17 protein-coding genes are annotated in these 22,722 nt (G+C 68.8%); 11 read left to right on the top strand and 6 right to left on the bottom strand.

Annotated features, from left to right (window positions below; genetic code table 11):
* Nucleotides 1-77 precede the first annotated feature (77 nt).
* Together RM50_RS16520 and RM50_RS16525 are read left to right on the top strand one after the other, a co-directional pair.
* Nucleotides 78-896, top strand: a complete 819-nt coding sequence (locus RM50_RS16520) for a purine-nucleoside phosphorylase (RefSeq protein ID WP_043454894.1) — start codon at nucleotides 78-80, stop codon at nucleotides 894-896.
* A 57-nt stretch (nucleotides 897-953) separates the two neighbouring features.
* Nucleotides 954-2,705, top strand: a complete 1,752-nt coding sequence (locus tag RM50_RS16525) for a phospho-sugar mutase (RefSeq protein ID WP_205622289.1) — start codon at nucleotides 954-956, stop codon at nucleotides 2,703-2,705.
* A gap of 69 nt (nucleotides 2,706-2,774) precedes the next feature.
* Here the strand turns inward: RM50_RS16525 and nirD are convergent, their stop codons facing one another.
* Nucleotides 2,775-3,155 carry a nitrite reductase small subunit NirD gene (gene nirD, locus RM50_RS16530; RefSeq protein ID WP_043454897.1) on the bottom strand — a complete coding sequence of 127 codons (381 nt, stop codon included), beginning with the start codon at nucleotides 3,153-3,155 and terminating at the stop codon, nucleotides 2,775-2,777.
* Nucleotides 3,156-3,413: 258 nt separating this feature from the next.
* On the opposite strand from nirD, the gene nirB reads away from it, so the two are divergent.
* The 6 genes from nirB to RM50_RS16560 all read left to right on the top strand — a co-directional run bounded on the left by nirB (nucleotide 3,414) and on the right by RM50_RS16560 (nucleotide 10,559).
* Nucleotides 3,414-6,056, top strand: coding sequence for a nitrite reductase large subunit NirB (nirB, locus tag RM50_RS16535; protein WP_043454899.1), 2,643 nt, complete (start codon nucleotides 3,414-3,416; stop codon nucleotides 6,054-6,056).
* 2 nt (nucleotides 6,057-6,058) lie between these two features.
* Nucleotides 6,059-7,090, top strand: a complete 1,032-nt coding sequence (gene cobA, locus RM50_RS16540; RefSeq protein WP_043454900.1) for a uroporphyrinogen-III C-methyltransferase — start codon at nucleotides 6,059-6,061, stop codon at nucleotides 7,088-7,090.
* Between the two features lie 14 nt (nucleotides 7,091-7,104).
* The gene (locus tag RM50_RS16545) at nucleotides 7,105-8,268 is read left to right on the top strand and encodes a uroporphyrinogen-III synthase (protein ID WP_043454901.1); all 1,164 of its coding nucleotides are present in this window, start codon (nucleotides 7,105-7,107) and stop codon (nucleotides 8,266-8,268) included.
* 259 nt (nucleotides 8,269-8,527) lie between these two features.
* A complete protein-coding gene (locus RM50_RS16550; protein WP_043454902.1) occupies nucleotides 8,528-9,400 on the top strand; it encodes an FAD-dependent oxidoreductase in 873 nt (290 codons plus the stop codon).
* 124 nt (nucleotides 9,401-9,524) lie between these two features.
* The gene (gene deoC, locus RM50_RS16555) at nucleotides 9,525-10,244 is read left to right on the top strand and encodes a deoxyribose-phosphate aldolase (RefSeq protein ID WP_043454903.1); all 720 of its coding nucleotides are present in this window, start codon (nucleotides 9,525-9,527) and stop codon (nucleotides 10,242-10,244) included.
* 51 nt (nucleotides 10,245-10,295) lie between these two features.
* On the top strand, nucleotides 10,296-10,559 hold the full coding sequence (locus RM50_RS16560; protein WP_043454904.1) for a hypothetical protein: 264 nt from the start codon (nucleotides 10,296-10,298) through the stop codon (nucleotides 10,557-10,559).
* Between the two features lie 133 nt (nucleotides 10,560-10,692).
* Here RM50_RS16560 and RM50_RS16565 read toward each other — a convergent pair whose 3' ends face one another.
* Nucleotides 10,693-11,505 carry a metal-dependent hydrolase gene (locus RM50_RS16565; protein WP_043454905.1) on the bottom strand — a complete coding sequence of 271 codons (813 nt, stop codon included), beginning with the start codon at nucleotides 11,503-11,505 and terminating at the stop codon, nucleotides 10,693-10,695.
* A gap of 6 nt (nucleotides 11,506-11,511) precedes the next feature.
* Nucleotides 11,512-15,222 (bottom strand): transcription-repair coupling factor, encoded by a 3,711-nt coding sequence (mfd, locus tag RM50_RS16570; protein ID WP_240471981.1) that lies wholly within the window; start codon nucleotides 15,220-15,222, stop codon nucleotides 11,512-11,514.
* Nucleotides 15,223-15,434: 212 nt separating this feature from the next.
* Here mfd and RM50_RS16575 point away from each other — a divergent pair, with 212 nt between their 5' ends.
* From RM50_RS16575 to RM50_RS16585, 3 genes are read left to right on the top strand one after another with little or no spacing between them, the layout of a single operon-like run.
* Nucleotides 15,435-16,940, top strand: coding sequence for an SDR family oxidoreductase (locus RM50_RS16575; protein WP_043454907.1), 1,506 nt, complete (start codon nucleotides 15,435-15,437; stop codon nucleotides 16,938-16,940).
* Between the two features lie 43 nt (nucleotides 16,941-16,983).
* Nucleotides 16,984-17,481 carry a DUF2505 domain-containing protein gene (locus RM50_RS16580; protein ID WP_043454909.1) on the top strand — a complete coding sequence of 166 codons (498 nt, stop codon included), beginning with the start codon at nucleotides 16,984-16,986 and terminating at the stop codon, nucleotides 17,479-17,481.
* Nucleotides 17,482-17,484: 3 nt separating this feature from the next.
* Complete coding sequence (locus RM50_RS16585; RefSeq protein ID WP_043454910.1) at nucleotides 17,485-17,706, top strand: SCO4848 family membrane protein; 222 nt, start codon at nucleotides 17,485-17,487, stop codon at nucleotides 17,704-17,706.
* Between the two features lie 68 nt (nucleotides 17,707-17,774).
* Here RM50_RS16585 and sufU read toward each other — a convergent pair whose 3' ends face one another.
* The 3 genes from sufU to RM50_RS16600 all read right to left on the bottom strand — a co-directional run bounded on the left by sufU (nucleotide 17,775) and on the right by RM50_RS16600 (nucleotide 22,698).
* Nucleotides 17,775-18,224: a Fe-S cluster assembly sulfur transfer protein SufU gene (sufU, locus tag RM50_RS16590; protein ID WP_043454912.1), complete on the bottom strand. Its 450-nt coding sequence runs from the start codon at nucleotides 18,222-18,224 to the stop codon at nucleotides 17,775-17,777.
* Between the two features lie 22 nt (nucleotides 18,225-18,246).
* On the bottom strand, nucleotides 18,247-19,572 hold the full coding sequence (locus RM50_RS16595) for a SufS family cysteine desulfurase (RefSeq protein WP_043454914.1): 1,326 nt from the start codon (nucleotides 19,570-19,572) through the stop codon (nucleotides 18,247-18,249).
* A 534-nt stretch (nucleotides 19,573-20,106) separates the two neighbouring features.
* On the bottom strand, nucleotides 20,107-22,698 hold the full coding sequence (locus RM50_RS16600) for a helix-turn-helix domain-containing protein (RefSeq protein WP_043454915.1): 2,592 nt from the start codon (nucleotides 22,696-22,698) through the stop codon (nucleotides 20,107-20,109).
* Between the last annotated feature and the right edge of the window lie 24 nt (nucleotides 22,699-22,722).

Raw genomic sequence — 22,722 nt, forward strand, 5'->3', positions numbered from 1 at the left:
CTGACCACCAAGAATTCCGGGCGCTTTCCGGGGCAGCCGTGACGGACGCAACAGGGCCGGCAGGATAACTTGTACTGGTGAGTACTACAGACTTCCTGAACACGGACCCGTTCGCCGCCGCCCGCGCCGCCGCGGACTATATCGCCGAGGAGACAGGCGTGGACCGCCACGACACCGCCCTGGTCCTCGGCTCCGGGTGGGGCGAAGCCGCCGACCTGATCGGTGAGACCACCGCCACCCTGTCCGCCGACGAAGTGCCCGGCTTCCACGCCCCCGCCGTGGAAGGCCACGTGGGCACCATCCGGTCTGTACTGACCAAGGACGGTAAGCGGGCCCTGGTCCTGGGTGCCCGCACCCACTACTACGAGGGCAACGGTGTCCGCGCCGTGGTGCACGGCATTCGGACAGCCGCAGCGGCCGGGTGCAGCACCCTGGTCCTCACCAACGGCTGCGGCGGACTCAACGAGGCCTGGGCCCCCGGCACCCCGGTGCTGATCAGCGACCACATCAACCTCACCGCTGCGTCCCCGCTGGAGGGCGCCACCTTCGTGGACCTGACGGACCTGTACTCCGCCAGGATCCGGAACCTGGCCCGCGAGGTGGATCCCACCCTGGACGAGGGCGTGTACGCACAGTTCCCCGGCCCGCACTATGAGACGCCGGCCGAGGTGCAGTACGCAAAGCGGATCGGCGCGGACCTCATCGGCATGTCGACGGCGCTGGAGGCCATCGCAGCGCGGCATGCGGGCATGGAGGTGTTCGGCATTTCGCTGGTCACCAACCTTGCGGCCGGCATCAGCCCCCAGCCGCTAAGCCACCAGGAAGTGCTCGAATCCGGGCAGGCGGCAGGGCCGCGCATCTCCCGGCTGCTGGCCGACATCATCGCCCGGCTCTAACCCGGTCGCGCCCCCGGGTGCATCGCATGGGCGGGCAATGACGATAGCGTTATGCCCATGACGACTGCCGATGCCGAACTTCGCCTGCTCGCCGAGGCCCGTGAGTGGGCCGCCCAGGACCCGGACCCCGCCACCAAGGCATCGCTCCTCGAGCTGGTGCGCCTGGCAGGGGACGGCGATCCCGCGGCGCGGCAGGAACTGGAAGACAGCTTCCGCGGCACCCTGCAGTTCGGCACCGCCGGGCTGCGGGCCGCACTGGGTCCCGGGCCCAACCGGATGAACCGCGTGGTGGTGCGCCGCGCCGCTGCCGGCCTCGCCGCCTTCCTGGTTGACGCCGTGGGCAGGGCAGCTTCGGGAGCCCGGCCCCGCGCCGTCGTCGGCTATGACGCCCGGCATAACTCGGACGTCTTCGCGCTGGAAACGGCTGCCATCTTCACCGCCGCCGGCATCGAGACTTTCCTGCTGCCGGAAGCCCTGCCCACTCCCCTGCTGGCGTACGCCGTCCGCGCCCTGGACTGCGACGGCGGCGTCATGGTCACGGCCAGCCACAATCCGCCGCAGGACAACGGATACAAGGTCTACCTGGGCCGGCACGCGGTAGCCCCGGACGGCGAGGGCGCCCAGATCGTGGCGCCCTACGACGCAGAAATCGCCGCCCGGATCAGTGCCGTGGGACCGCTGGAATCCATCGCGCTGGCCACGGACGGGTGGACCGTCCTGGACGGCTCGCTGGCAGCGGAATACGAGCGGGCGACGGCGGCCCTCGCCATGCCGGACCGGTTCCCCGCGCGGGACCTGCGGATCGTCCTGACGCCCCTGCACGGCGTGGGCGGCGGGACCGCGCTCGACGTCCTGCGCTCGGCAGGTTTCACGGATGTCACCGTGGTGGCCGAACAGGCCGAACCGGACCCCGATTTCCCCACGGTCAATTTCCCCAACCCGGAGGAACCGGGCGCGCTGGACCTTGCCCTGGAAGCGGCCGCAAAGCTGGACGCCGACCTCGTCATCGCCAACGACCCCGATGCGGACAGGGCCGCGGTGGCGGCGAAGGACCCCGGCACCGGCGCCTGGCGGATGCTCCGGGGCGACGAAGTGGGTTCACTGCTGGGTGCCCACATGGCTGCCCGGCTTGCCGACGGCCCTGCCGCGGGCACAGATGCGGACAGCCCCGGTGTTTTCGCCAATTCGATCGTTTCCTCACGGCTGCTGGCACGGATTGCCGCCGCGGCCGGCTTCGCCCATGAGGAAACCCTCACCGGATTCAAGTGGATCTCCCGCGTCCCCGGCCTGGTCTACGGGTACGAGGAGGCCCTGGGGTACTGTGTTGCGCCGGGCCTGGTGAAGGACAAGGACGGCATCTCCGCCGCGGTCCTGATTGCCGAACTCGCGGCCACGGCCAAGGCCGCCGGCAGGACGGTCTTCGACACCCTGGACGAGCTGTACCTTCAGCACGGCCTGCACGCCAGCGACCAGCTGAGCATCCGGGTGGCGGACCTGGGCCTGCTGGACGCCATGATGAACCGCCTGCGGGTCTCACCGCCCGAATCATTCGGACAGTCCGCGGTGGAAGTCTTCACGGACCTCGCCGAAGGCAGCGGCCAGCTTCCGCCCACCGAGGGCCTGCTCTACGTCACCCGCAACCTGACCCGGGTGATCATCCGGCCCAGCGGCACGGAACCGAAACTCAAGTGCTACCTCGAAGTCATCCACCAGGTGGGCACGGCGGCCGAACTGCCCGCAGCGCGCCAGGCGGCCCGTGCGTCGCTCGATGAGGTCCTGCATGACGTCAGCGAGGCGCTGGGGCTGTAGCCGGTCCTGAAGCACAAGGAGGGCGCCGGGCATGAAAGCCCGGCGCCCCTTTCCATGTGCGGGAAAGTCCTAGAGCTCCACCTCGACGAACCCGTCGATGACCCGGGTGCTGAACACTGCCAGCCGCAGCCCGGGGGTGCTGAAGCATTCGCCGGATTCAAGGTCGTAGACCTCCTTGTGCAGCGGCGAAGCGATGGTGGGGCGGGTGCCCTTGGACCCGAGAATGCCCCGGGCCATGACGTGGGCTCCCGTGGCGGGGTCCTCATGCGCCACGGCGAAGACTTCGCTGGGGCCGGTGCGGAACAGGGCCACCTGGCGGCCTGCCACCAGGGCGGCCTCGCCCCAGGCGGGTTCGAGGTCATCCACCGTGCAGACACGGTGCCAGCCGGTTCCGGATCCGGCGAGGTCAGATTCGGCGGCGAGCGCCCCAAGTTCCAGTGTTGCCGTCATGTCCGGCTCCTTTCCCTGTGCCTGTTGTCATTGCAGCGGCAGCTTTTGCGGCCGTGTCCCACGCTAGGTTCCGGGTGTTTCAACCGGGTGCGGTGAATGTGTCCGGCGCGTAAAAGAGACCTAACGCGGGCGGAAATGCGTTCGTGATGCAGAAGTTAAGTTGACGAAACAATTGGGAAACTGAGGCGAAACTGCCCCTCCCTAGGCTGGAGGCACAAGCTGCAGAGCACCGTCTGCGGCCCATGCGAAAGGCCCACAGTGACCGAACAGACTTCAAGCTCAGAGACTCCGCGCCGCATCGTCGTCGCCGGCGGCGGCCCCGCGGCCCACCGTTTTGCGGACGCCATGCATGCCCGCGGCCTCGATGGCTGGCATGTCACGGTCCTCACCGAGGAAGCCCACCTCCCCTACGACCGGGTGGCGCTCTCCAAGGCCCTCACCGATACCGGGGTGGACCTCACCCTGGGGACGGCGTCCATGTGGGACCACGCTTCGCTGGACCTGAAGACGGGCGAACGCGTGGTCAGGATCAATGCGGCGGCCAAGACGGTGGAAACCGCCGCCGGGAACGCCTACGAATATGACGAACTGGTGGTGGCCACGGGCTCGGACGCCGTCCGCCTGCCCATCCCCGGTGCCGGGCACGCCCACGTCTACCGCACGCTGGAGGATGTCTGGGCGATCAACAAGGCCATCGCCGAACTCACCGAAAAGCTCGGCCGCAAGATCAACGCCGTGACCATCGGTGGCGGGCTCCTTGGCCTTGAATCGGCCGCCGGCACCGAGCAGCTCGGCGCCACTCCCGTGGTCATCAACGGCGCCCCCTGGCTTATGAACACCCAGCTGGACGAAGGCGCAGGCCAGGCTTTGGGCCGGCTGATCGAGGCCAAGGGCTTCGAAGTCCATGGCGGCGTGTTCCCTTCGGAGATCGTGACGGACGACGACGGCCAGGTCACCGGCGTGCTCATGGCTGACGAACGCATCATCCCGGCAGACCTGGTGATTGTCGCCGTTGGTGTCAGGCCGCGCGACGAGCTGTTCCGTGCCGCGGACGGCGAGGAGCAGCTCTTCAGCCTGGGCCAGCGCGGCGGCGTGGTGATCAACGACTACTGTGCCACCGAGGTGCCGGGCATCTGGGCCATCGGTGAGGTAGCCAATTTCGGCGGCATGTGCCTTGGCCTGGTGGCTCCGGCGAACACCATGGCCGAGATCGTGGCGGACCGGCTGCACGGCGGGGACGCCACCTTCCCCGGCTTCGACACCGCCACCAAGCTGAAGCTCTCCGGCGTTGACGTCGCCAGCTTCGGGGACGCCTTCGCCCGGACCGAGCACGCCCTCGAGATCGTCTACGCGGACCCGGCACGCGGCGTCTACCAGAAGATCGTCACCACCGACGACGCGAAGACCCTGCTGGGCGGCATCTTCGTCGGCGACGCATCCCCCTACATGAGCCTCCGGCCGCTGCTGGGCCGCGAACTGCCGGCCGAGCCGGGCGCGTTCCTCAGCGCGGCAGGCGGCGGCGAGGCTCCCGAGACGGAACTTCCCGACGACGCCACGCTCTGCTCCTGCAACAACGTCACCGCCGGCAGCATCCGCGACACCATCAACGGCTGCGGCGCCTGCGACGGCAATGCGCCGGTCCAGGAACTGGGCGAACTGAAGGGCTGCACCCGGGCGGGCACCCAGTGCGGGTCCTGCGTGCCGATGCTGAAGAAGCTGCTGGAGACCGAGCTGACCAAGTCCGGCGTGGAGGTCTCCAAGGCCCTCTGCGAGCACATCGAACTGTCCCGCCAGGAACTGTTCGACGCCATCCGGGTCCTGGAACTGACCTCCTTCGAGGAAATCATGGCCAAGTACGGCACCGGCGCCGGCTGCGACATCTGCAAGCCCACCATCGCCAACATCCTGGCCAGCCAGAACAGCGCCTACGTGCTCGACGCCGGACGCGGCACCCTCCAGGACACCAACGACCGCGCCCTGGCCAACATGCAGAAGGATGGCACCTACTCGGTGGTGCCCCGCATCGCCGGCGGCGAGATCACGCCGAAGAAGCTTGGCGTCATCGCGGCTGTCGCCGAGAAGTACGGCCTGTACACCAAGATCACCGGTGGCCAGCGGATCGATATGTTCGGGGCCCGGCTGGAGCAGCTCCCGGAGATCTGGAAGGAACTGGTGGACGCCGGTTTCGAGTCGGGGCAGGCCTACGGCAAGAGCCTGCGCACGGTGAAGTCCTGCGTCGGTTCCACCTGGTGCCGCTTCGGCGTCCAGGACTCGGTGGCCATGGCCATCAAGCTGGAACTGCGCTACCGCGGCCTGCGCAGCCCCCACAAGCTGAAGATGGGCGTCTCCGGCTGCGCCCGCGAATGCGCCGAGGCCCGCGGCAAGGACGTCGGCGTGATCGCGACGGCGGACGGCTGGAACCTGTACGTCGGCGGCAACGGCGGCGCCACCCCGGCCCACGCGCAGCTCCTGGCCAAGGACCTGGACGACGAAACCCTGATCAAGTACATCGACCGCTACTTCATGTACTACATCCGCACGGCGGACCGGCTGCAGCGCACGGCCCGGTGGCAGGAAGAACTCGACGGCGGCATCAAGCACGTCGAGGACGTGGTGGTCAAGGACACCCTGGGCATCGCGGCGGACCTTGAAGCTGCCATGGCCAAGCATGTGGACACCTACGTGGATGAGTGGGCGGATACCCTCAAGGACCCGGAGCGGCTCCGCCGGTTCCGTTCCTTCGTCAACGCCCCCGACCAGAAGGACGACTCCATCACCTTTGTCCCGGACGAGCGCGGCCAGATGCGGCCCGCCACCGCCGAGGAAAAGGGCAAGGTCCTGATCGGTGCTTCCATCCCGGTCCGCCCCGCCGCACCGGAAACCATCGGAAACGAGGCATAGCCATGCAGCTCAGTATCGACCTCACGGGCCGGAACGTCCTGGTGACCGGCAACCCGGCCGCTGCGCGGCAGGCGGTGCGGCGGTACCAGGCCGCGGGCGCCGTCGTCCACCGCCGTGCCACCCCCGGCAGCGCCACCGTCGCCGAACTGCCGGAGCAGCTGTTCCTGGTTGCCGCCGTCGACGACGGGCAGCCGGGCTGGGCCGCGTTCCTGGACCGCTGCCGCACGGCGGGCATCCCGGTCGCCGCCGAACCCGCCGCCGGCCCCGCCGGGCACGTCACCCTGGTGGGCGGCGGCCCCGGCACCGGCGACCTGCTCACCGTCGCCGCCGTCAAGGCGCTGCGCGATGCCGACGTCGTCTTCTACGACCGCCTGGCGCCGTACCAGGAGCTGCCCATGCTGACGTCCGCGGAACTCGTCGACGTCGGAAAGAAGCCGGGGCATCACAAGGTCAGCCAGTCCGACATCGAGAAGTTGATGGTGGAAAGCGCGCTGGCCGGCAACAACGTGGTCCGGCTCAAGGGCGGGGACCCGTACGTCTTCGGCCGCGGCGGCGAGGAAGTCGCGGCCTGCGTGGCCGCGGGCGTCAAGGTCCAGGTGGTCTCGGGCGTCACCAGCGCCATCTCCGTACCGGCAGCGGCAGGAATCCCCGTGACCCACCGGGAAGTCAGCCACATGTTCACGGTGGTTTCCGGGCACGCCCCGCTCACGGAGAAGGAACACCACCACCTGGCAGGGCTGGGCGGCACCATCGTGGTGCTGATGGGTATCGGCACCCTCCACCAGCTCGCGGCAGGCCTGCGCCGCGCGGGCATGCGGCCGGACATGCCAATGGCCGTGGTGGAGCGCGGCTACCGGCCCGGCCAGCGCACCACCATCGCTGACCTGGGCACCATCGCGTCCGCCGCCGCCGGCTGCAGCAATCCGGCAGTGCTGGTCATCGGCGAGGTGGTCCGGGTGGCTGAAGCCAACCGGGATCATGCCGGAGCCGCCGCGGACCTGGACAGGCTGGCGGCCTCGCTGCTGGGATCATGAAAGGATTGACCCCCATGACTGCACTTGCACCGGCTGAACAGCTGCGGCCCGAAGCACCCCAGGCCGAGGAAGCCAAGGACGCCGCCGAGTCGCCGCTGGAGGGTTTCCGCATCGGCGTAACCTCGGACCGCCGCTCGCGGGACCTCATCGAGGCCCTCGAACGCCGGGGCGCCGAGGTGCTGCACGCGCCTGCCCTGAAGATTGCCCCCGTCCAGGAGGATATGCGCCTCATCGAGGACACCAAAGCCATCATCGCCGCCAAGCCGGACCTGTGCATCGCAACCACCGCCTACGGCATGCGCCGGTGGTGCGAGGCCGCGGACTCCTTCGGGATCGGCGACGAACTGCTCGAAACGCTGGGCAGCTGCCGCATGTTCGTCCGGGGACCCAAAGCCCGCGGCGCCGTGCGCGCCGCGGGTCTTGCCGACGTCGGCATCAGCAGCGACGAAACCACGTCCACCCTGGTGGACATGCTGCTCACCGAAGGCGTCCGCGGCAAGACCGTGGCCATGCAGCTGCACGGCTACACCGACGTCCGGCAGATCGAACGGCTGCGGATGTCCGGCGCCACCGTCCTGACCGTCACGCCCTACCGCTGGGTAAAGCCCGACGGCGAGGACAAGCTGCCGCGGCTGATCGAAGCGGCCTGCAGCGGCAACCTGGACGTGCTGACCTTCACCAGCGCCCCCGCAGTGGACGCGATGTGGAGCACGGCCCATGAGATGGGCCTCTACAAGCAGCTGGTGGAAAGCCTGAAACTGAACGTGACCACCGCCGTGGTGGGCCCCGTCACGGCCCAGCCGCTCCTGGACGCCGGCGTGACGCCGCTGATTCCCGAGCGGTTCCGCATGGGTGCCCTCATCCGGCTGGTCTGCGAGCACCTGGCGCTGAACCATGTCCGGCGGCTGGATACCCGCTCCGGTAACATCGAGCTCCGCGGGCGCAGCCTGCGCATCGACGGCCAGCAGGTGGAACTGGCGCCTGCTCCCCTGCTGCTCCTGCGCGCACTGCTCGGCGCCGGCGGTGCGGTCCTGTCGCGGGAGTCGCTGTCCGACCTGCTGGAGCTGCGCGGTTCCGTGCACGCGCTGGACATGACCGTCAGCAGGCTGCGGTCCGCGCTTCCCGACGGCAAGCTCATCGAAACGGTGGTCAAGCGCGGCTACCGGATCCGGGTCTGACGTGGCCGCACCTGAGGCAGCCGCACCTGGCCACCCCGCGTCTGACGCTGCCGCATGGCCCGGGCACGGGGTGGATTGTGTCGCGCGGGCACGGAATGAGAGGTGCGTCACCGGTTCTGTTACCGGCCGGTAAATACTGGCGAACAGGGGCCCGCTGAACGGCAACTGCGGGGAAACACGCCGGAAAAAGCGCAGGCCTACGCTGGGTCCCATCACGAAGTTCCGGCCGCTCTCCGGCCGCCAGCGAAAGGGCCAGCACATGTCCGCTCCGGCACCCTCCACGTCCACCTCCACCGCAACCCGCATCGTCATTGCCGGCGCCGGACCCGCCGCCCAGGCCCTGGTGGCGCAACTGGACCGCGCCCGGTTCACCGGCACCATCACGGTGCTCAGCAACCGGGACGATGCTCCGGACGGGCTGCTGGAATTGGCCTTGCTCCCCCAGGTCTCCGTCCGCTTCGGCCAGCCCGCCAGCCACATTGATGCCGCGAACCGGACCGTGGCAACCGCCGACGGCATGGAATTCGCGTACGACCAGCTGGTCATCGCCACCGGCTCGGCGCCCGTCGCCAACCCTGTGGACGGCGCGGCGCAGTGCCTGAGCTACTCCACCATCGACGACGCCCCGCGCATTGCCGAAGGCGTGCAGGAAGTGGCCAGGGAACTGGGCCGGCGCCCGGTCGGGATCCTGGTGGGGACCGGTGCAGCGGCGGGGCAGGCGGAGGCAGTGCTGCGTGCCAAGGGCGTGCGGCCCATCCGAACCACCGCCCGGCCTGCCGCGGTCATCCCCGCCGTCGTTTCCGGCGGATCCGCTTCCTCCCTTGCTGCCTCCGCCGTGGTCTTCGAAGACGGCAGCAGCATGACCGGCGACCTGGTGGTCCTGGCGGAGGAACGGGTATCCCGGGACGACCTCGCTGCCAGTGCGGGCCTGCACACGGCCCCCGGCGGCGGCATCGTGATCAGCAGGGACTTCCGCACCTCGGTTCCGGGCATCTGGGCCATCGGTGACGCCGCAGCGTTCGACGGCGTGCGGCTGGGCCTGCTGGTGGCGGCCGCGTCCGCGGCAGGCGCCTGCGCCACCCAGTTGCTGACCGCGGCATCGGCACGGCCGGTCCTGCAGGCTGCTGCCTGAGCTGGGCCCGAAGGGCCGCCTGCCCGTGCCCGGACACCCTGCGCCTGGACACGCCGCGCTGTGACAAGATGGTTCCCGAAACCGAGTCAACGCCAGGCCTCCGCGGCCCTTCGAGAGGACCATCATGAGCAACGAAGCCACCGTGCACCCAGGCACCGACCAGCCTGCCGGACCCGCGGACATCGCCTCCTTCATCGACCACACGCTGCTCAAGCCCGAGGCCTCCGAAGCGGACGTGCTGAAGGTCTGCGCCGAAGCCGCCGAGTACGGGTTCAAGTCTGTCTGCGTCAACCCCATCTGGGTCAAGACCGTCACCACCGCCCTCAAGGGTTCCGGTGTCCTGGCCTGCTCCGTGGTGGGCTTTCCGCTGGGGGCAACGCCCACCGACGTGAAGTCCTTCGAAGCCCGCGGCGCCGTGCTGGACGGCGCGGATGAGGTTGACATGGTGATCAACATCGCCGCCGCCCGGGCCGGGGACAAGGGTGCGCTGGTGGAGGACATTGCCGCCGTTGCCGAAACGGTGCACGCGGGCGGCGCCATCCTGAAAGTCATCATCGAAACGGCCCTCCTGACGGATGAGCAGAAGGTGCTGGCCTGCCAGGCGGCCGTGGAGGCCGGGGCCGACTTCGTCAAGACGTCAACCGGGTTCAACGGCGGCGGCGCAACCGTGCATGACGTGGCCCTGATGCGCAGGACGGTGGGCCCGGACCTGGGCGTCAAGGCCTCCGGCGGTGTGCGGTCCCTGGCTGACGCGCAGGCTATGATTGCAGCAGGTGCAACACGTATTGGTGCCAGCTCCGGGATTGCCATCGTCAAGGGTGAACAGGGTTCAGCCGCTTACTGACCGGCACCGGAAGCCGCCACAGATGACGCCCCCCGGGGCCGAGGAGGAAACATGTCCAGCCAGATCAACGCGTCCAGCCGGGACTCGGCGTCCAACCAGGAAGCCGTCCGGACCCCGCAGAACGAGAACACCCTGGCGGGCAGCCTGGTCCTCTTCGTGGTCTGCTTTGCCCTGTTCCTGGGCGCCATCTATTCGCTGTCCTTCCTCACGTTGGACAACCCGTGGCCCATGGCCGTGTGCCTGCTCCTCTTTGCGCTGGCGTTCTGGATTCCGCTGACTGTCTTCGGCCGCTCCGACTCCGCCGGCGAGCACTAAGCTCCACGCAAGTACCAGCATCCAAAGGACCCCGGACACTGTCCGGGGTCCTTTGCTGTTCTGGGTCCTTTGCTGTTCTGGGTCCTTTGCTGTCCGGGGTCCTTTGCTGTCCGCTGCCAGCCGCTGAAGGAGCCTAGAACAAGAGCCTGATCCAGGCACCCGCTGCGGCCGCCACCGGTCCCCAGTGGTGCTGGGCGATGGCCCACCCCGCCATGGACATGCCCACCATGGCGTACGCACTCACGGGGATCAGCACCAGCCATTCCCGTTTGGAACCGGCCCGCCCGAGCAGGGGCACGGACAGGGCGCCGTTGGGCCGCCACACATTCCGCAGCAACGGCAGGCGGCGCATGGGCTTCGGCGGCCGGACCACCAGTGGCCACAGCAGCGGCACTCCCCCGGTGGTGATGAGGTCGCCCACGATGTGCACCACCACGCCAATCAGCATGGACGTGGGCAGCCAGGTCCATTGTTCCGGCGCGTACACCGTCACCAGGCCCGCCATGACCAGCGCGAAGATCCAGTTCGAGACGAACCCGCTTTTGGGAAAGAGTTTCAACGCCTTCGCTGCGATGTTGATCAGGAACATACACAGCAGTCCCGCGCCCACCGACAACCTCCCCCAGCCGGTGTCCATGTGCACCTGTGACGCCAGGCCGGCCAGGAACACGAACACGGCCGCTCCCAGGATCGAATGCGTGCCCTGCCGGTGCCCGCCGCTGGCGTTTTCAATGCCGCGTGCGATCGCGTTGGACAGCGGCGGCAGCGAGTGCGCCACGGTGCTGGACCGGTGGTCCCAGTCGCAGACCAACGCGGTACCGGCGGTGGCCATGCCGCCGATGAGGATGCCGGTGGGATCCAGCGGGTACCAGCCCAGGGTGTAGGGTCCGGTGGACGCAACAGCTACCCACGCCGCGGCTCCCGACGCGGCGTGATGACCTCCCATCAAGTCCTAGCTCACCGCCAGCGGCGCGTCGGAGAAAATGTTGCGGATGACGCCGTTGGCCCACTCCAGGATTTCGGCGTCCTGCAGGTCCCTGCCGCCGATCCGGGCCGTCTTCGGCTTGGGTATGAGGATGGCGTCCAGGGCCGGCTTGGACTGCGAGCCCGGGTACATCCGGTTCAGCCGCATGGTCTTGGATTCCGGGAGCGATGCCGGGGAGAACTTGATGAAGTTTCCCTGCAGCGCGACGTCGGACAGACCGGCCTCGCGGGCCGCGACCCGGAAGCGCGCCACGGCCACCAGGTTCTGGGCCGGCAGCGGAAGCTCGCCGTAGCGGTCCACGAGTTCGGCCTGCACCTCGTCAATGGCCTCGTCCGTCAGCGCGGCGGCAAGCTTCCGGTAGGCTTCCAGCCGCAGCCGTTCGCCGGGGACGTAGTCGTGCGGCAGGTGCGCGTTGACCGGAAGCTCAATCTTCATCTCGGCGGCCTTTTCCTCGGCCTCGCCGCGGAAGTCCGCCACGGCTTCGCCCACCAGGCGGATGTACAGGTCGAATCCCACGCCCTGGATGTGTCCTGACTGCTCCCCGCCGAGCAGGTTGCCTGCCCCGCGGATCTCCAGGTCCTTCATGGCCAGCTGCATGCCGGCACCGAGTTCGTTGTGCGCAGCAACGGCCTTGAGCCGCTCCAGCGCCACCTCGCCCAGTGGTTTCTCGGACGGGTACAGGAAGTACGCATAGGCGCGTTCCCGGCCCCGGCCCACACGGCCGCGGAGCTGGTGCAGCTGGGACAGGCCGTACTTGTCCGCCCCGTCCACGATCAGGGTGTTGGCGTTGGAGATGTCCAGCCCGGTCTCGATGATGGTGGTGCAGACCAGGACGTCGAATCTCTTCTCCCAGAAGTCCACGATGATCTGCTCCAGGCGGCTCTCGGACATCTTGCCGTGTGCCACCTCCACCCTGGCTTCCGGGACCAGTTCACGGATCTTCGCGGCTGTCCGTTCGATGGTGGAGACGCGGTTGTGGACGAAGAAGACCTGGCCCTCGCGCATCAGCTCGCGGCGGATGGCGGCGGAGGTCTGCTTGTCCGTGTACGGGCCCACGTAGGTCAGCACCGGGTGCCGTTCCTCCGGTGGGGTGGCGAGCGTTGAGGTTTCCCGGATCCCGGTCAGCGACATTTCCAGGGTGCGCGGAATGGGGGTGGCACTCATGGCCAGCACATCCACGTTGGTGCGCATCTTTTTCAGCGCTTCCTTGTGCTCGACGCCGAACCGCTGCTCCTCGTCCACGATCACCAGGCCAAGGTCCTTGAACTCGAAATCCTTGGCCAGCAGCCTGTGGGTGCCGATCACCACGTCCACGGCTCCGCTCTTGACGCCTTCGGCCGTTTCCTTTGCCTCCTTGGCGCTCTGGAACCGGGACAGCGGGCGGACGCGGAGCGGGAAGCCGGAGAAGCGTTCGGTGAATGTTTCATAGTGCTGCTGGGCCAGCAGCGTGGTGGGCACCAGCACGGCCACCTGCTTACCGTCCTGCACCGCCTTGAACGCGGCGCGGACCGCGATCTCGGTCTTGCCGTAGCCGACGTCGCCGGACACCAACCGGTCCATGGGGATTTCCCGCTCCATGTCCGCCTTGACCTCGTTGATGGTGGTCAGCTGGTCGGGCGTCTCGACGTAGGGGAAGGCTTCCTCCAGTTCGCGCTGCCAGGGGGTGTCGGGGCCAAACGCATGCCCGCGGGACGCCATCCGGGCCGAGTACAGCCGGATCAGCTCACCGGCGATCTCCTTGACGGCCTTGCGGGCCTTGGACTTGGTGCTGGCCCAGTCCGCGCCGCCCATTTTGCTCAGGACCGGGGTGTCGCCGCCAACGTAGCGGGTCACCTGGTCCAACTGGTCGGTGGGAACGAACAGGCGGTCGCCGGGTGCACCGCGCTTGGCGGGCGCGTATTCCAGGACCAGGTATTCGCGCACCCCGTCGCCGCCGCCAGCCACCTTGCGCTGGATGAGCTCCACGAACCGGCCGATGCCGTGCTGCTCGTGCACCACATGGTCGCCCGCCACCAGCTGCAGGGGGTCGACGGCGTTGCGGCGCTTGGAGGGCATCCGCCGCATGTCCTTGGTGGACCCGGCAGAGGTGCGGCCCAGCAGGTCGGCTTCGGTGAGCAGGCCGAGTTTGAGACCGTCCAGGACGAAACCACGGCCGACGACGGCAGTGGTCACCTCGATGATGCCCGGCTGGGGCTCGTGGTCCAGGCTGTCCACGCGGGCACACGGGATGTCGTTTTCGTGGAAAAGTTCCGCCAGGCGCTGGGCCGGCCCGGGGCCTTCGGTGGCCACCACGATCCGCCACTGGTCCCGGACATGGGAGCCGATAAAGTCCATCATCTCCGCCACGTCCCCCTGGTAGCCGCGGGGTTCCCGGGCGTGCAGGTTCAGGACGTCGATCTCGGGGAGCAGTTCCGCGTCCTGCGCCAGGGACGTGATGGACCACCAGGACACCCCGTGGGCCAGGGCCGATCCGCGGGTTTCAGCCAGCGAGCGGAAGCTCGCCGAATGCAGCGCCGCGCTGGCCTGCGAGCTGAGGTCCAAGGGAGCGGCCCCGCCGTCGGACGCGGTGGACCAGGCGGCCTCGAGGAACTCCTCGTTGGTGGCGGCGAGGTCGTGTGCGCGGGTGCGGACCTTCTCCGGTTCGACCACCACGGCGATCGAATCCGCCGGCAGCTGGTCCACGAACGGGACCATGGCATCCACCAGCACCGGAGCGAGGGATTCCATGCCCTCCACGGCAATGCCGCCGGCGATCTTTTCCAGCATGTCCGCCGCAGCAGGAAGCTGGGCCTTCAGGGTGGCTGCCCGGGACATGACCGATGGGGTGATGAGGATCTCCCGGCACGGCGGGGCGTGCAGTTCGGTGGGGTGGTGGATGCCCGGAGCGGACAGCGAGCGCTGGTCGGCCACGGCGAACCAGCGCATCTGGTCCACTTCGTCCCCGAAAAACTCGACGCGGATGGGGTGGTCCTCGGTGGGCGGGAAGACGTCGATGATGCCGCCGCGGACGGCGAATTCGCCGCGGTGGGTCACCATGTCCACGCGCGCATAGGCGGCATCGGCGAGGCTCTTCACCACGCTGGTGAACGGAACGTCCTGGCCTACTTTGAGGGTGACCGGGACCAGGTCCCCCAGGCCCGCCACGACGGGCTGGACCACGGCGCGGACGGGAGCGACGACGACGCGCAGCCGCCCCGCCGTCGAACTTTCCGGATGTGCCAGCCGGCGCAGCACGGACAGCCGCCGGCCCACCGTGTCCGAGCGCGGCGACAACCGTTCGTGCGGGAGGGTTTCCCAGCTGGGAAATTCGGCGACGGCGTCTGCCGGCAGGTAGGCCCGCAGCGCTGCGGCCAGGTCCTCGGCCTCGCGGCCGGTGGCGGTGACCGCCAGCACCACGCCGGGTTCCGCGCCGTCGGCCGTTGCAGTGAGGCCGTCCGCCATCTCCGCGAGGAGGACGGGCCGCAGGCCGGCGGGGGCACTGATCTGGTAGTCCTGCCCCCGGACGGCGAAGCCCCTGGCGGCCTCGGCCCGGACGCGTCTGAACGTCTGGTCCGGCTCGAGGGCGCGGCGCAGCCCGTCCAGTGCCGGGCCCCGGCCTGCTGTGCCCGTGCCGGTCTTGCCTGTGCTGGTCTTGCCGGTGCTGGATTTGCCGGCGGCGGACGGGCCGGAAAGACTCATGGCAGAAACTCCTGTGGTGTTCATGGGGATCGCAGGCAACGCGAAAACCCGAAATTCGCTGCGAATCCCGGGTATACCCAGCCTACCGCGCAGGAGCGACATGGCGGGGCGGCGGCTGCGGGCCTAGGCTGGCAGGGCCACGCCAAATTCGATCGGAACAGCCGTCCGGACGGGCTGCCGCTCCGAACCCCTTGGGACGAACAGGAGCCAGCATGACCGCAATGAGTGCCCAGCCAACACCGAAGACCGTCCTCGTCACCGGTGCCACCGGCTACATTGGCGGCCGGCTGGTGCCGCGGCTGCTGGAAGCCGGCCACACGGTCAAGGTGCTGGTCCGCTCCCCCGACAAGATCGCCGGCGTCCCGTGGCGGGACAAGGTGGACGTCGTGGAAAGCAGCCTTGACGACGGTGAAGCCCTCCGCGACGCCCTGGCCGGCGTCGACGTCTTCTACTACCTGGTCCACTCGATGGCTGCCGGTGCCGGGTTTGAGGAAAAGGAAAAGGCCATGGCCACCACGGCCGCGGAGGCCGCCGCAGCGGCAGGCGTGGGCCGGATCGTCTACCTGGGCGGGCTGCACCCGCAGGGCGTGGAGCTCTCGACCCACATGAGGTCCCGCGAGGCGGTGGGAAAGGTGTTCCTGGACAGCCCTGTGGACGCCGTCGTGTTCCAGGCCGGCGTGGTGATCGGTTCCGGGTCCGCCTCCTTCGAGATGATCCGGCACCTTTCCGAAACCCTGCCCCTGATGCCGGCGCCCAGCTGGGTGCGCAACAGGATCGAGGCCATCGCCGTCCGCGACGTCCTCTACTACCTGGTGTCCGCCGCGTCGCTGGAGGGACCGATCAACCGGACCTTCGATATCGGCTGCCGGCAGGTGCTGACTTATGCGGGGATGATGAAGGAGTACGCTGCGGAAGCAGGCCTGCCCTACCGCGTGGTGCTCGCCCTGCCGGTGCCTGCGCCCAAGCTGGCCGGGATGTGGGTAGCCCTGACCACGCCCATCCCGCTGTCCATGGCGGTGCCCCTGGTCCAGTCGCTCCAGCACGACGCCGTGGCCAACGAGCACGACATCGACCAGTACATTCCCCAGCCCGACGGCGGCCTGACCCCCTACCGCACGGCCGTGGCCCTTGCACTGGGCAAGGAACGCGACGGCCAGGTGGAGACCACCTGGGCCAGCGCCGGTGCGGACTCGGACCCGCTTCCCAGTGACCCCGAATGGGCCGGGCACAAGGTATACATCGACGAACGGACCTTCCACGGCGATGTGGACCCCGCCCATGTGTGGACCATCATCGAAGGCATCGGCGGGCGCAACGGCTGGTACTCCCTGCCGCTGGCCTGGCAGGTGCGGGGCTGGCTGGACAAGCTGACGGGTGGAGCGGGGCTGCTGCGCGGCCGCCGGCACCCTCACTCCCTCGCTGTCGGCGAGGTGGTGGACTGGTGGCGCGTGGAGCGGATCGAACGCGGCAGGCTCCTGCGCCTGCGGGCTGAAATGCGGGCGCCCGGGCGGGCCTGGCTTGAGCTCTCGGTGGAGCCTGACGGTGGCGGCAGCCGCTACCGGCAACGCGCCATTTTCTTCCCCAAGGGCCTCAGCGGGCGGCTGTACTGGCTGGCCGTCCTCCCGTTCCACAGCCTGATTTTCCCGGCGATGGCGCGGAACATTACCACGGCCGCGCAGAAACTTGCCGATGCGGAGCCGGCACCGATCACCCCGTAGGATGTTGGAGGCTTAATCCGTTCCCCACGTCCCAGGAGGACCCATGGCGCTGAGCGCAACCACCACCCTTCCGCACCCCGTTGACAGCGTTGCCGCTGTGCTGGTGAACGAGGACTTCCAGCGCCACGTCAGCCAGCTGGTGGGCGGCAGCCTGGAGTCCTTCAGCGTGGACGGCGACATCGCGGGGGCCTTCAACGCCACCTCCGTGCGGACCCTTCCCACTACCCGCCTGCCGGAGATCGCCCGGAAGTTCGTGGGCGAGCACCTCAAGGTGACGCAGGTCGAAAGCTGGGACGCGCCCGCCCCGGACGGCTCGCGGCAGAGCAACATTTCACTGAAGATCGCCGGCGCCCCCGTGGACGTCACCGCGGTGCAGCGGCTGGTGGCCGACGGCGGCGGAACCCGGGTGGAGCTTGAGGGCGCCGTAAAGTCCTCGGTTCCGTTCCTGGGCGGCAAGATCGCCGACGCCGCCGAGCCGATGGTGGCCAAGGCGCTGAACCTGCAGGCCGCACAGGCGCAGGCCTGGCTGGAAAGCCACTAACCCATGCAGCTTCCCGTCTTCCCCGCACTGGTCCTGGTCGTCGCCGGGGTCTGGTCCCTGGTGGTCTGGCCCCAGTTCCTGCGCCGGGTCATGAAGGACCCGCGGGCCCGCGACACCGCCGGCAAGGCGACGAAGTTCCTGACCGTGCATGTGGTGCTGGTGAGCATCTCGATGGTGCTCGGCCTCGCTACCGCGGTGATCGGCGTCCTCGGCCTGCTGGGATAAAGGTCTTCAATGCAAAAGGCTCTCCTTCCGCTGGAAGGAGAGCCTTTTGCATGTTTGGGACCGGCCGCTCAGGCTGCCTGGTTGAGGGCGTCCTCGGCGGCGACCCAGGAGATCATGGCGCACTTGACGCGGGCCGCGTAACGCGCCACGCCCTCAAAGGCCGCGGCATCGCCGAGCAGTTCGGGATCGGCCTGGACCTTGCCGCGGGAGCGAAGGACCTCACGGAAACTGTCGATGACCTTGTGCAGTTCGGCCACGGTCATCCCCTCGGCAAGATCGGTCAGGACCGAGGCCGAGGCCATCGAAATGGAGCAGCCCGCCCCGTCCCACGCGACCTGGGCCACCTTGCCGTCCCGGACCGCGAGCCGGAGGGTCACTTCGTCGCCGCACACCGGGTTGAGCTGGTGCGACTGGCCGGTGGAGGTGCCGTCCGGTGCCTCCATGGCCGCCAGTCCGCTGCCGTGCCGGGCCTTGGAGTGGTCAAGGATGATCTGCTGGTACAGCTGGTCTAGGCTCATGGTGTCCTCTTTCGTCCCGCCGCTAGGCGCGGAAGTATGCCCGGACGCCGGCCACTGCTTCCAAGAAGCGGTCCACGTCGTCGGTGGTGTTGTACAGGTAGGTGCTGGCCCTGGTGGTGGCGGTGAGGCCGAGCCTGCGGTGCAGCGGCTGGGCGCAATGGTGCCCCACCCGGACGGCGATGCCCCGGGAGTCCAGGAACTGGCCCACGTCGTGGGCGTGGACGCCCTCGACGTCGAACGCCGCCAGGCCGATGCGTTCCTGTCCGGCGGCCGGGCCCAGCACGCGGATGCCGGGGAGGGCTTCCAGCCCGGCCACCAGGCGCTGGCCCAGGTGTGCCTCCCACGCGTGGATCCGGTCCAGTCCGGTCTCGGTAAGGTAGTTCGCAGCGGCGGCGAGGGCCACCGCCTGGGAGATGCGCTGCGTGCCCGCTTCGAAGCGCTGGGGCGCCGGCAGGTACTCCGCCCTTTCCATCGTGACGGTGGTGATCATCGACCCGCCGGTCAGGAACGGCGGCAGGATGTCCAGCAGCTCCTGCCGCCCATACAGCACGCCGATGCCGGTGGGGGCAAGCATCTTGTGGCCGGAGAAGACGGCGAAGTCGACACCGAGCGCCTTGACGTCCAGCGGCAGGTGCGGGGCGGACTGGCAGGCGTCCAGGACAACCAGGGCGCCGGCGCTGTGGCCCAGGGCCGCCAGTTCCTGGACCGGGTTGATGGTGCCCAGGACGTTGGAGGCGTGGGTGAAAGCCAGGACCTTGGTGCGGGGGCCGATGACGGCTGCGGCCTGGTCCATCAGGAGGCTGCCGTCGTCCCCGATGGGGATGTAGCGCAGCGTCGCCCCGGTGCGGAAGGCAAGTTCCTGCCACGGGATGAGGTTGGCGTGGTGCTCCATCTCCGTCACCACGATCTCGTCGCCGGGCTTCAGTGCCAGGTCCTTGAGCCCCTGGTCACCGCGCCCTTGCGCGGCCCACAGGGTGGCGTTGGAGAGCGCGTAGGAAAGGAGGTTCAACCCCTCGGTGGCGTTCGATGTCCAGATGGTCTCCGCATAGTCCGCCCCGATGAAGTCGGCCAGGGTCTGACGGGCATCCTCGAAGGCGTCGGTGGCCTCTACCGCGAGATGGTGGGCCCCGCGGTGTACGGCGGCGTTGCGCTGCTCATAGAACTCCTGCTCCGCCTCGATGACGCTGACCGGGTTCTGCGACGTGGCCCCGGAGTCGAGGTAGACCAGCGGCTCCCCGTTGACCAGCTGGTTGAGGACCGGGAAGTCGTTGCGGATGCGCAGCACCTCGGCGTTGTCCATGGCAGGTACGGCGCGTTCCAGTGTGGCGGGCGTTGTAACGAGGGCCAAAACGAACTCCTTGGGCTGCCAATGTCTGACATCCCAATTGTCCCACACACGGCTGTGGCGGCTGCCCGGGAGGGGCAGCCGCCACCGCAGTCCCGGGCTTCAGCCGAGGGAGCAGAGGGCCGGCGACGGCTGGGGGGAGAGTCTCGGTCTCAGAAGACTCTGACGTCGCCGGCCCCGTCTTTACCCGGTCCGGGGACCGGAAGTCGAGAGGGCCATCATGTCCTGTCGGCTGCTCCGCGGTCCTCCAGCCTGCCGCTTTGCTTTGCCTCCTTAAGTAAAGCTCCCGGCGCCCTGCCGGACACGAGTAGGGTGTACTCGAATCCCGCCGTGGGGACTACGGGGAGGGGGTCCCGCCCTTACGGATGGGGAGGGACGGGAGGCGTCCACAGGCAGGGCGATGCACGACGCCGGGCAGGCAGGACTCCCCGGACGCCGGACGGTCAGGCGCATGCCGGTGGCGGGCCGCACCGTGAGTGCGGACGCGCCGGATACCCGTCCAGTGCGCCGCCGAATTGCGCCCGGGAGGCGGACAGCCTACTTGGGCAGGGCCGACTCCAGCTCGTCGCGGCTGCGGACCCCGAGCTTGACGTAGGTGCGGTAGAGGTGGCCTTCCACGGTCCGGACGGAGACCATCAGCCGCTGCGCGATCTCCCGGTCGGTGAGCCCCTGGACGGCAAGCTCCACGATGTCCTGCTCGCGCCGGGTGAGCCGGACGGTGGGCGCCGCCGCAATGAAGCGTCCCTCGCGGAACCGCTCCCCCAGTTCGTGGTCGCACTTCTCGCGCTGGGCTACGGCCTGCCTGGACCGGCGGCGCTCCCCGGCCTGCTCCAGTACGGTGCTGGCACGAGCGTAGGCCTCACGGGCCATGTTGACAAAGCCTGCTTCCTCCAGCGAGGCAGCCGTTGCCATGAGGGTGTCCCCGTCCGCGTTTTCCCATGCAGTGGCCAGGGTCAGCAAGGACTCTGCCCACCGGCCTTCCACGTCCCGGGCCGCTGCCTGGACCATGGGGACCACCGAGGGGTCGCCGAGGTCCCAGCACATGGCCAGGACTTCAAGGAGGTTGCCGGTCCGGGCGGATGCCTCCGTGGTGGTCATGAGTGTTTGCAGGGCGGCGAGGCCCTTGCCGTCGTGGCCCAGGTATTCGGCGGCGGCCGCCACATAGGCTTCCGCCAGGAGGTCATGGGCGGGCCAGCCGGTGTCGGCATCCTTGTGGTCCCGTTCCAGGCGCCGTGCCTGCTCCGTGTCGCCAAGCCTTGCTGCCGCGTAGAAGCCGAGCGCTGTGCCGAACCGGTACAGCTGCAGGGGATCATTCAGCCTCAGTGCTTCCACCGCCGGCAGCAGCACCTGGTAGGCGCGCTCCATGCGGCCCTGCCGCAGCAATGAATAGCCCCGGAGCAGTTCCAGGCTGCCGTTGAAGGTGGCCGCACCCGGCAGGTGCCCGGCGGCGTAGTGGTCGAGTTCGCGTTCCGCCGATTCCCATTCACCCATGGCCAGGTAGTCGGACACGAGCCGCCCCAGCACAAACTCCGGGAAGAAGAACAGGCTGCCCTCAAGCGGCGGAAGTTCCGAGGCGGCCAGCAGTGCAGCCTCCAAACCCTGGACGGGCCGTCCCGCCGCGGCGAGGGCGTGGGCCAGGAGCCCTTCGGCCAGGGCGCGCACGGGTTCTCCACCCGATTCTGCGGCCGGCTCCCTCCGCATGGCGTCAACCTCGTCGGCCAGCGCCTGGAAATTCACCTCGGCGCCCAGCTGGAGCAGGTGCAGCAGCTCTGCCTGCCAGCTTCTCTCACCGCCGGGAAGCGTGCAGTGCTTCTCTACGTCGTCGGAAACCGAGCCCAGGAAATTGCCCATGGCCCGGTGCGCTGAAACCCGCAGCAGCAGCACGGCGGGACCCTGGGGGTCCCCGGCCAGCGGAAGCCAGCACGCGTCGAGCAGGGCCGCGGCCTCCGCGTAGGCGCCTTCGTTATACAGCGCCCGCGCCTGGATGGCCTGGGCAAGCGGGACCAGGTCAGGGTCGTGGACGCGGGCTGCGATGGACCGTGCACTGTGGTTCCGGAACCGCAGCAGGGCCTCGCGCGACGCGGCCAGCATGTCGTCCTCGCTGACCCGCACTCCGCATTCCAGCGCCCACTCGACGGACCGGAGCCTGCCTTCCCCGTGCAGGAGGGCAGGGTCCTGGTGCGCCTTGACCTTCTCAAGGAGCTGAAGGCTGCGGGATACCGACACCGTGTTCCTGATGGCGCCGGCGAAAAGCCCGTTCCAGATGGACAGCTCGGCCGGGATGCCTGACGATTCCACAATCATCTGCTGGTCCAGCAGGGAGCGGACCACGGCCGCGCCGCTGATGTCTTCGATCACTTTCCGGCCCACCGGCCCGGCGAGGGCGACCAGCTTCAGCGCTTCCTGTTCCTCGGTGCGCCGCCGGAGGTGGTCTTTTGCCACCACGGCAGCGAGGCGGGGTCCGTCGGCAGGCAGGGCGCCCATCAGCATCCAGATGCCATTGCGCTTGGCCAGGATGCCGGCTTCGGCGGAGTCGTGCAGCACGGCGTCGAGGATTCGGGGGTTCCCGCCCGTGGCGTTCCAGATGGCGTCAACGGTCGCGCCGGGGACGGTCCCGTCCAGGACGTGGGCAAGGACCTCTTCGATCTGTTCGCGGTTGAGCGGCCGCAGATCCACCCGTTCAGCCAGTCCGTCATACCAGAGCTGGTCGAGCGGCTGCGGCAGGCCGGGCCGGGGGCGTGCCGCTGCCAGCACTGTTGCCCATCCTGCGGAAATCACCTCGGCGAGCACGCCTGCTGATGCATCATCCAGATGGTGGGCGTCGTCCACGGCCAACAGGACCGCGGCACCGTTGCCGGCCTTCAGTTTCTCGAAATAGGACCACATCGAGCGCAGCACGGCCACGGGCGAGACGGATTCCTCGGCGGTGAGCTCCCCTGTGTACGGGGTCAGGACCCCAAACGGAACCCCGGCCAGGGCCGAGCTGGCATGGATGCGAAGGACGTTCATGTTCCCGGCCAACCGCTCCGTCACAGCATCGGTGACCGCCGATTTTCCAATGCCCGGCCCGGCCATGATGAAGACTGCCTGGTGCGAGCCACTGCGGACCAGGTTGCAGATCCGCTCCACCGGTTCCCGGCGGCCGGTCAGGAG

Source organism: Pseudarthrobacter phenanthrenivorans, from assembly GCF_000813845.1.
Taxonomy (GTDB): domain Bacteria; phylum Actinomycetota; class Actinomycetes; order Actinomycetales; family Micrococcaceae; genus Arthrobacter; species Arthrobacter phenanthrenivorans_B.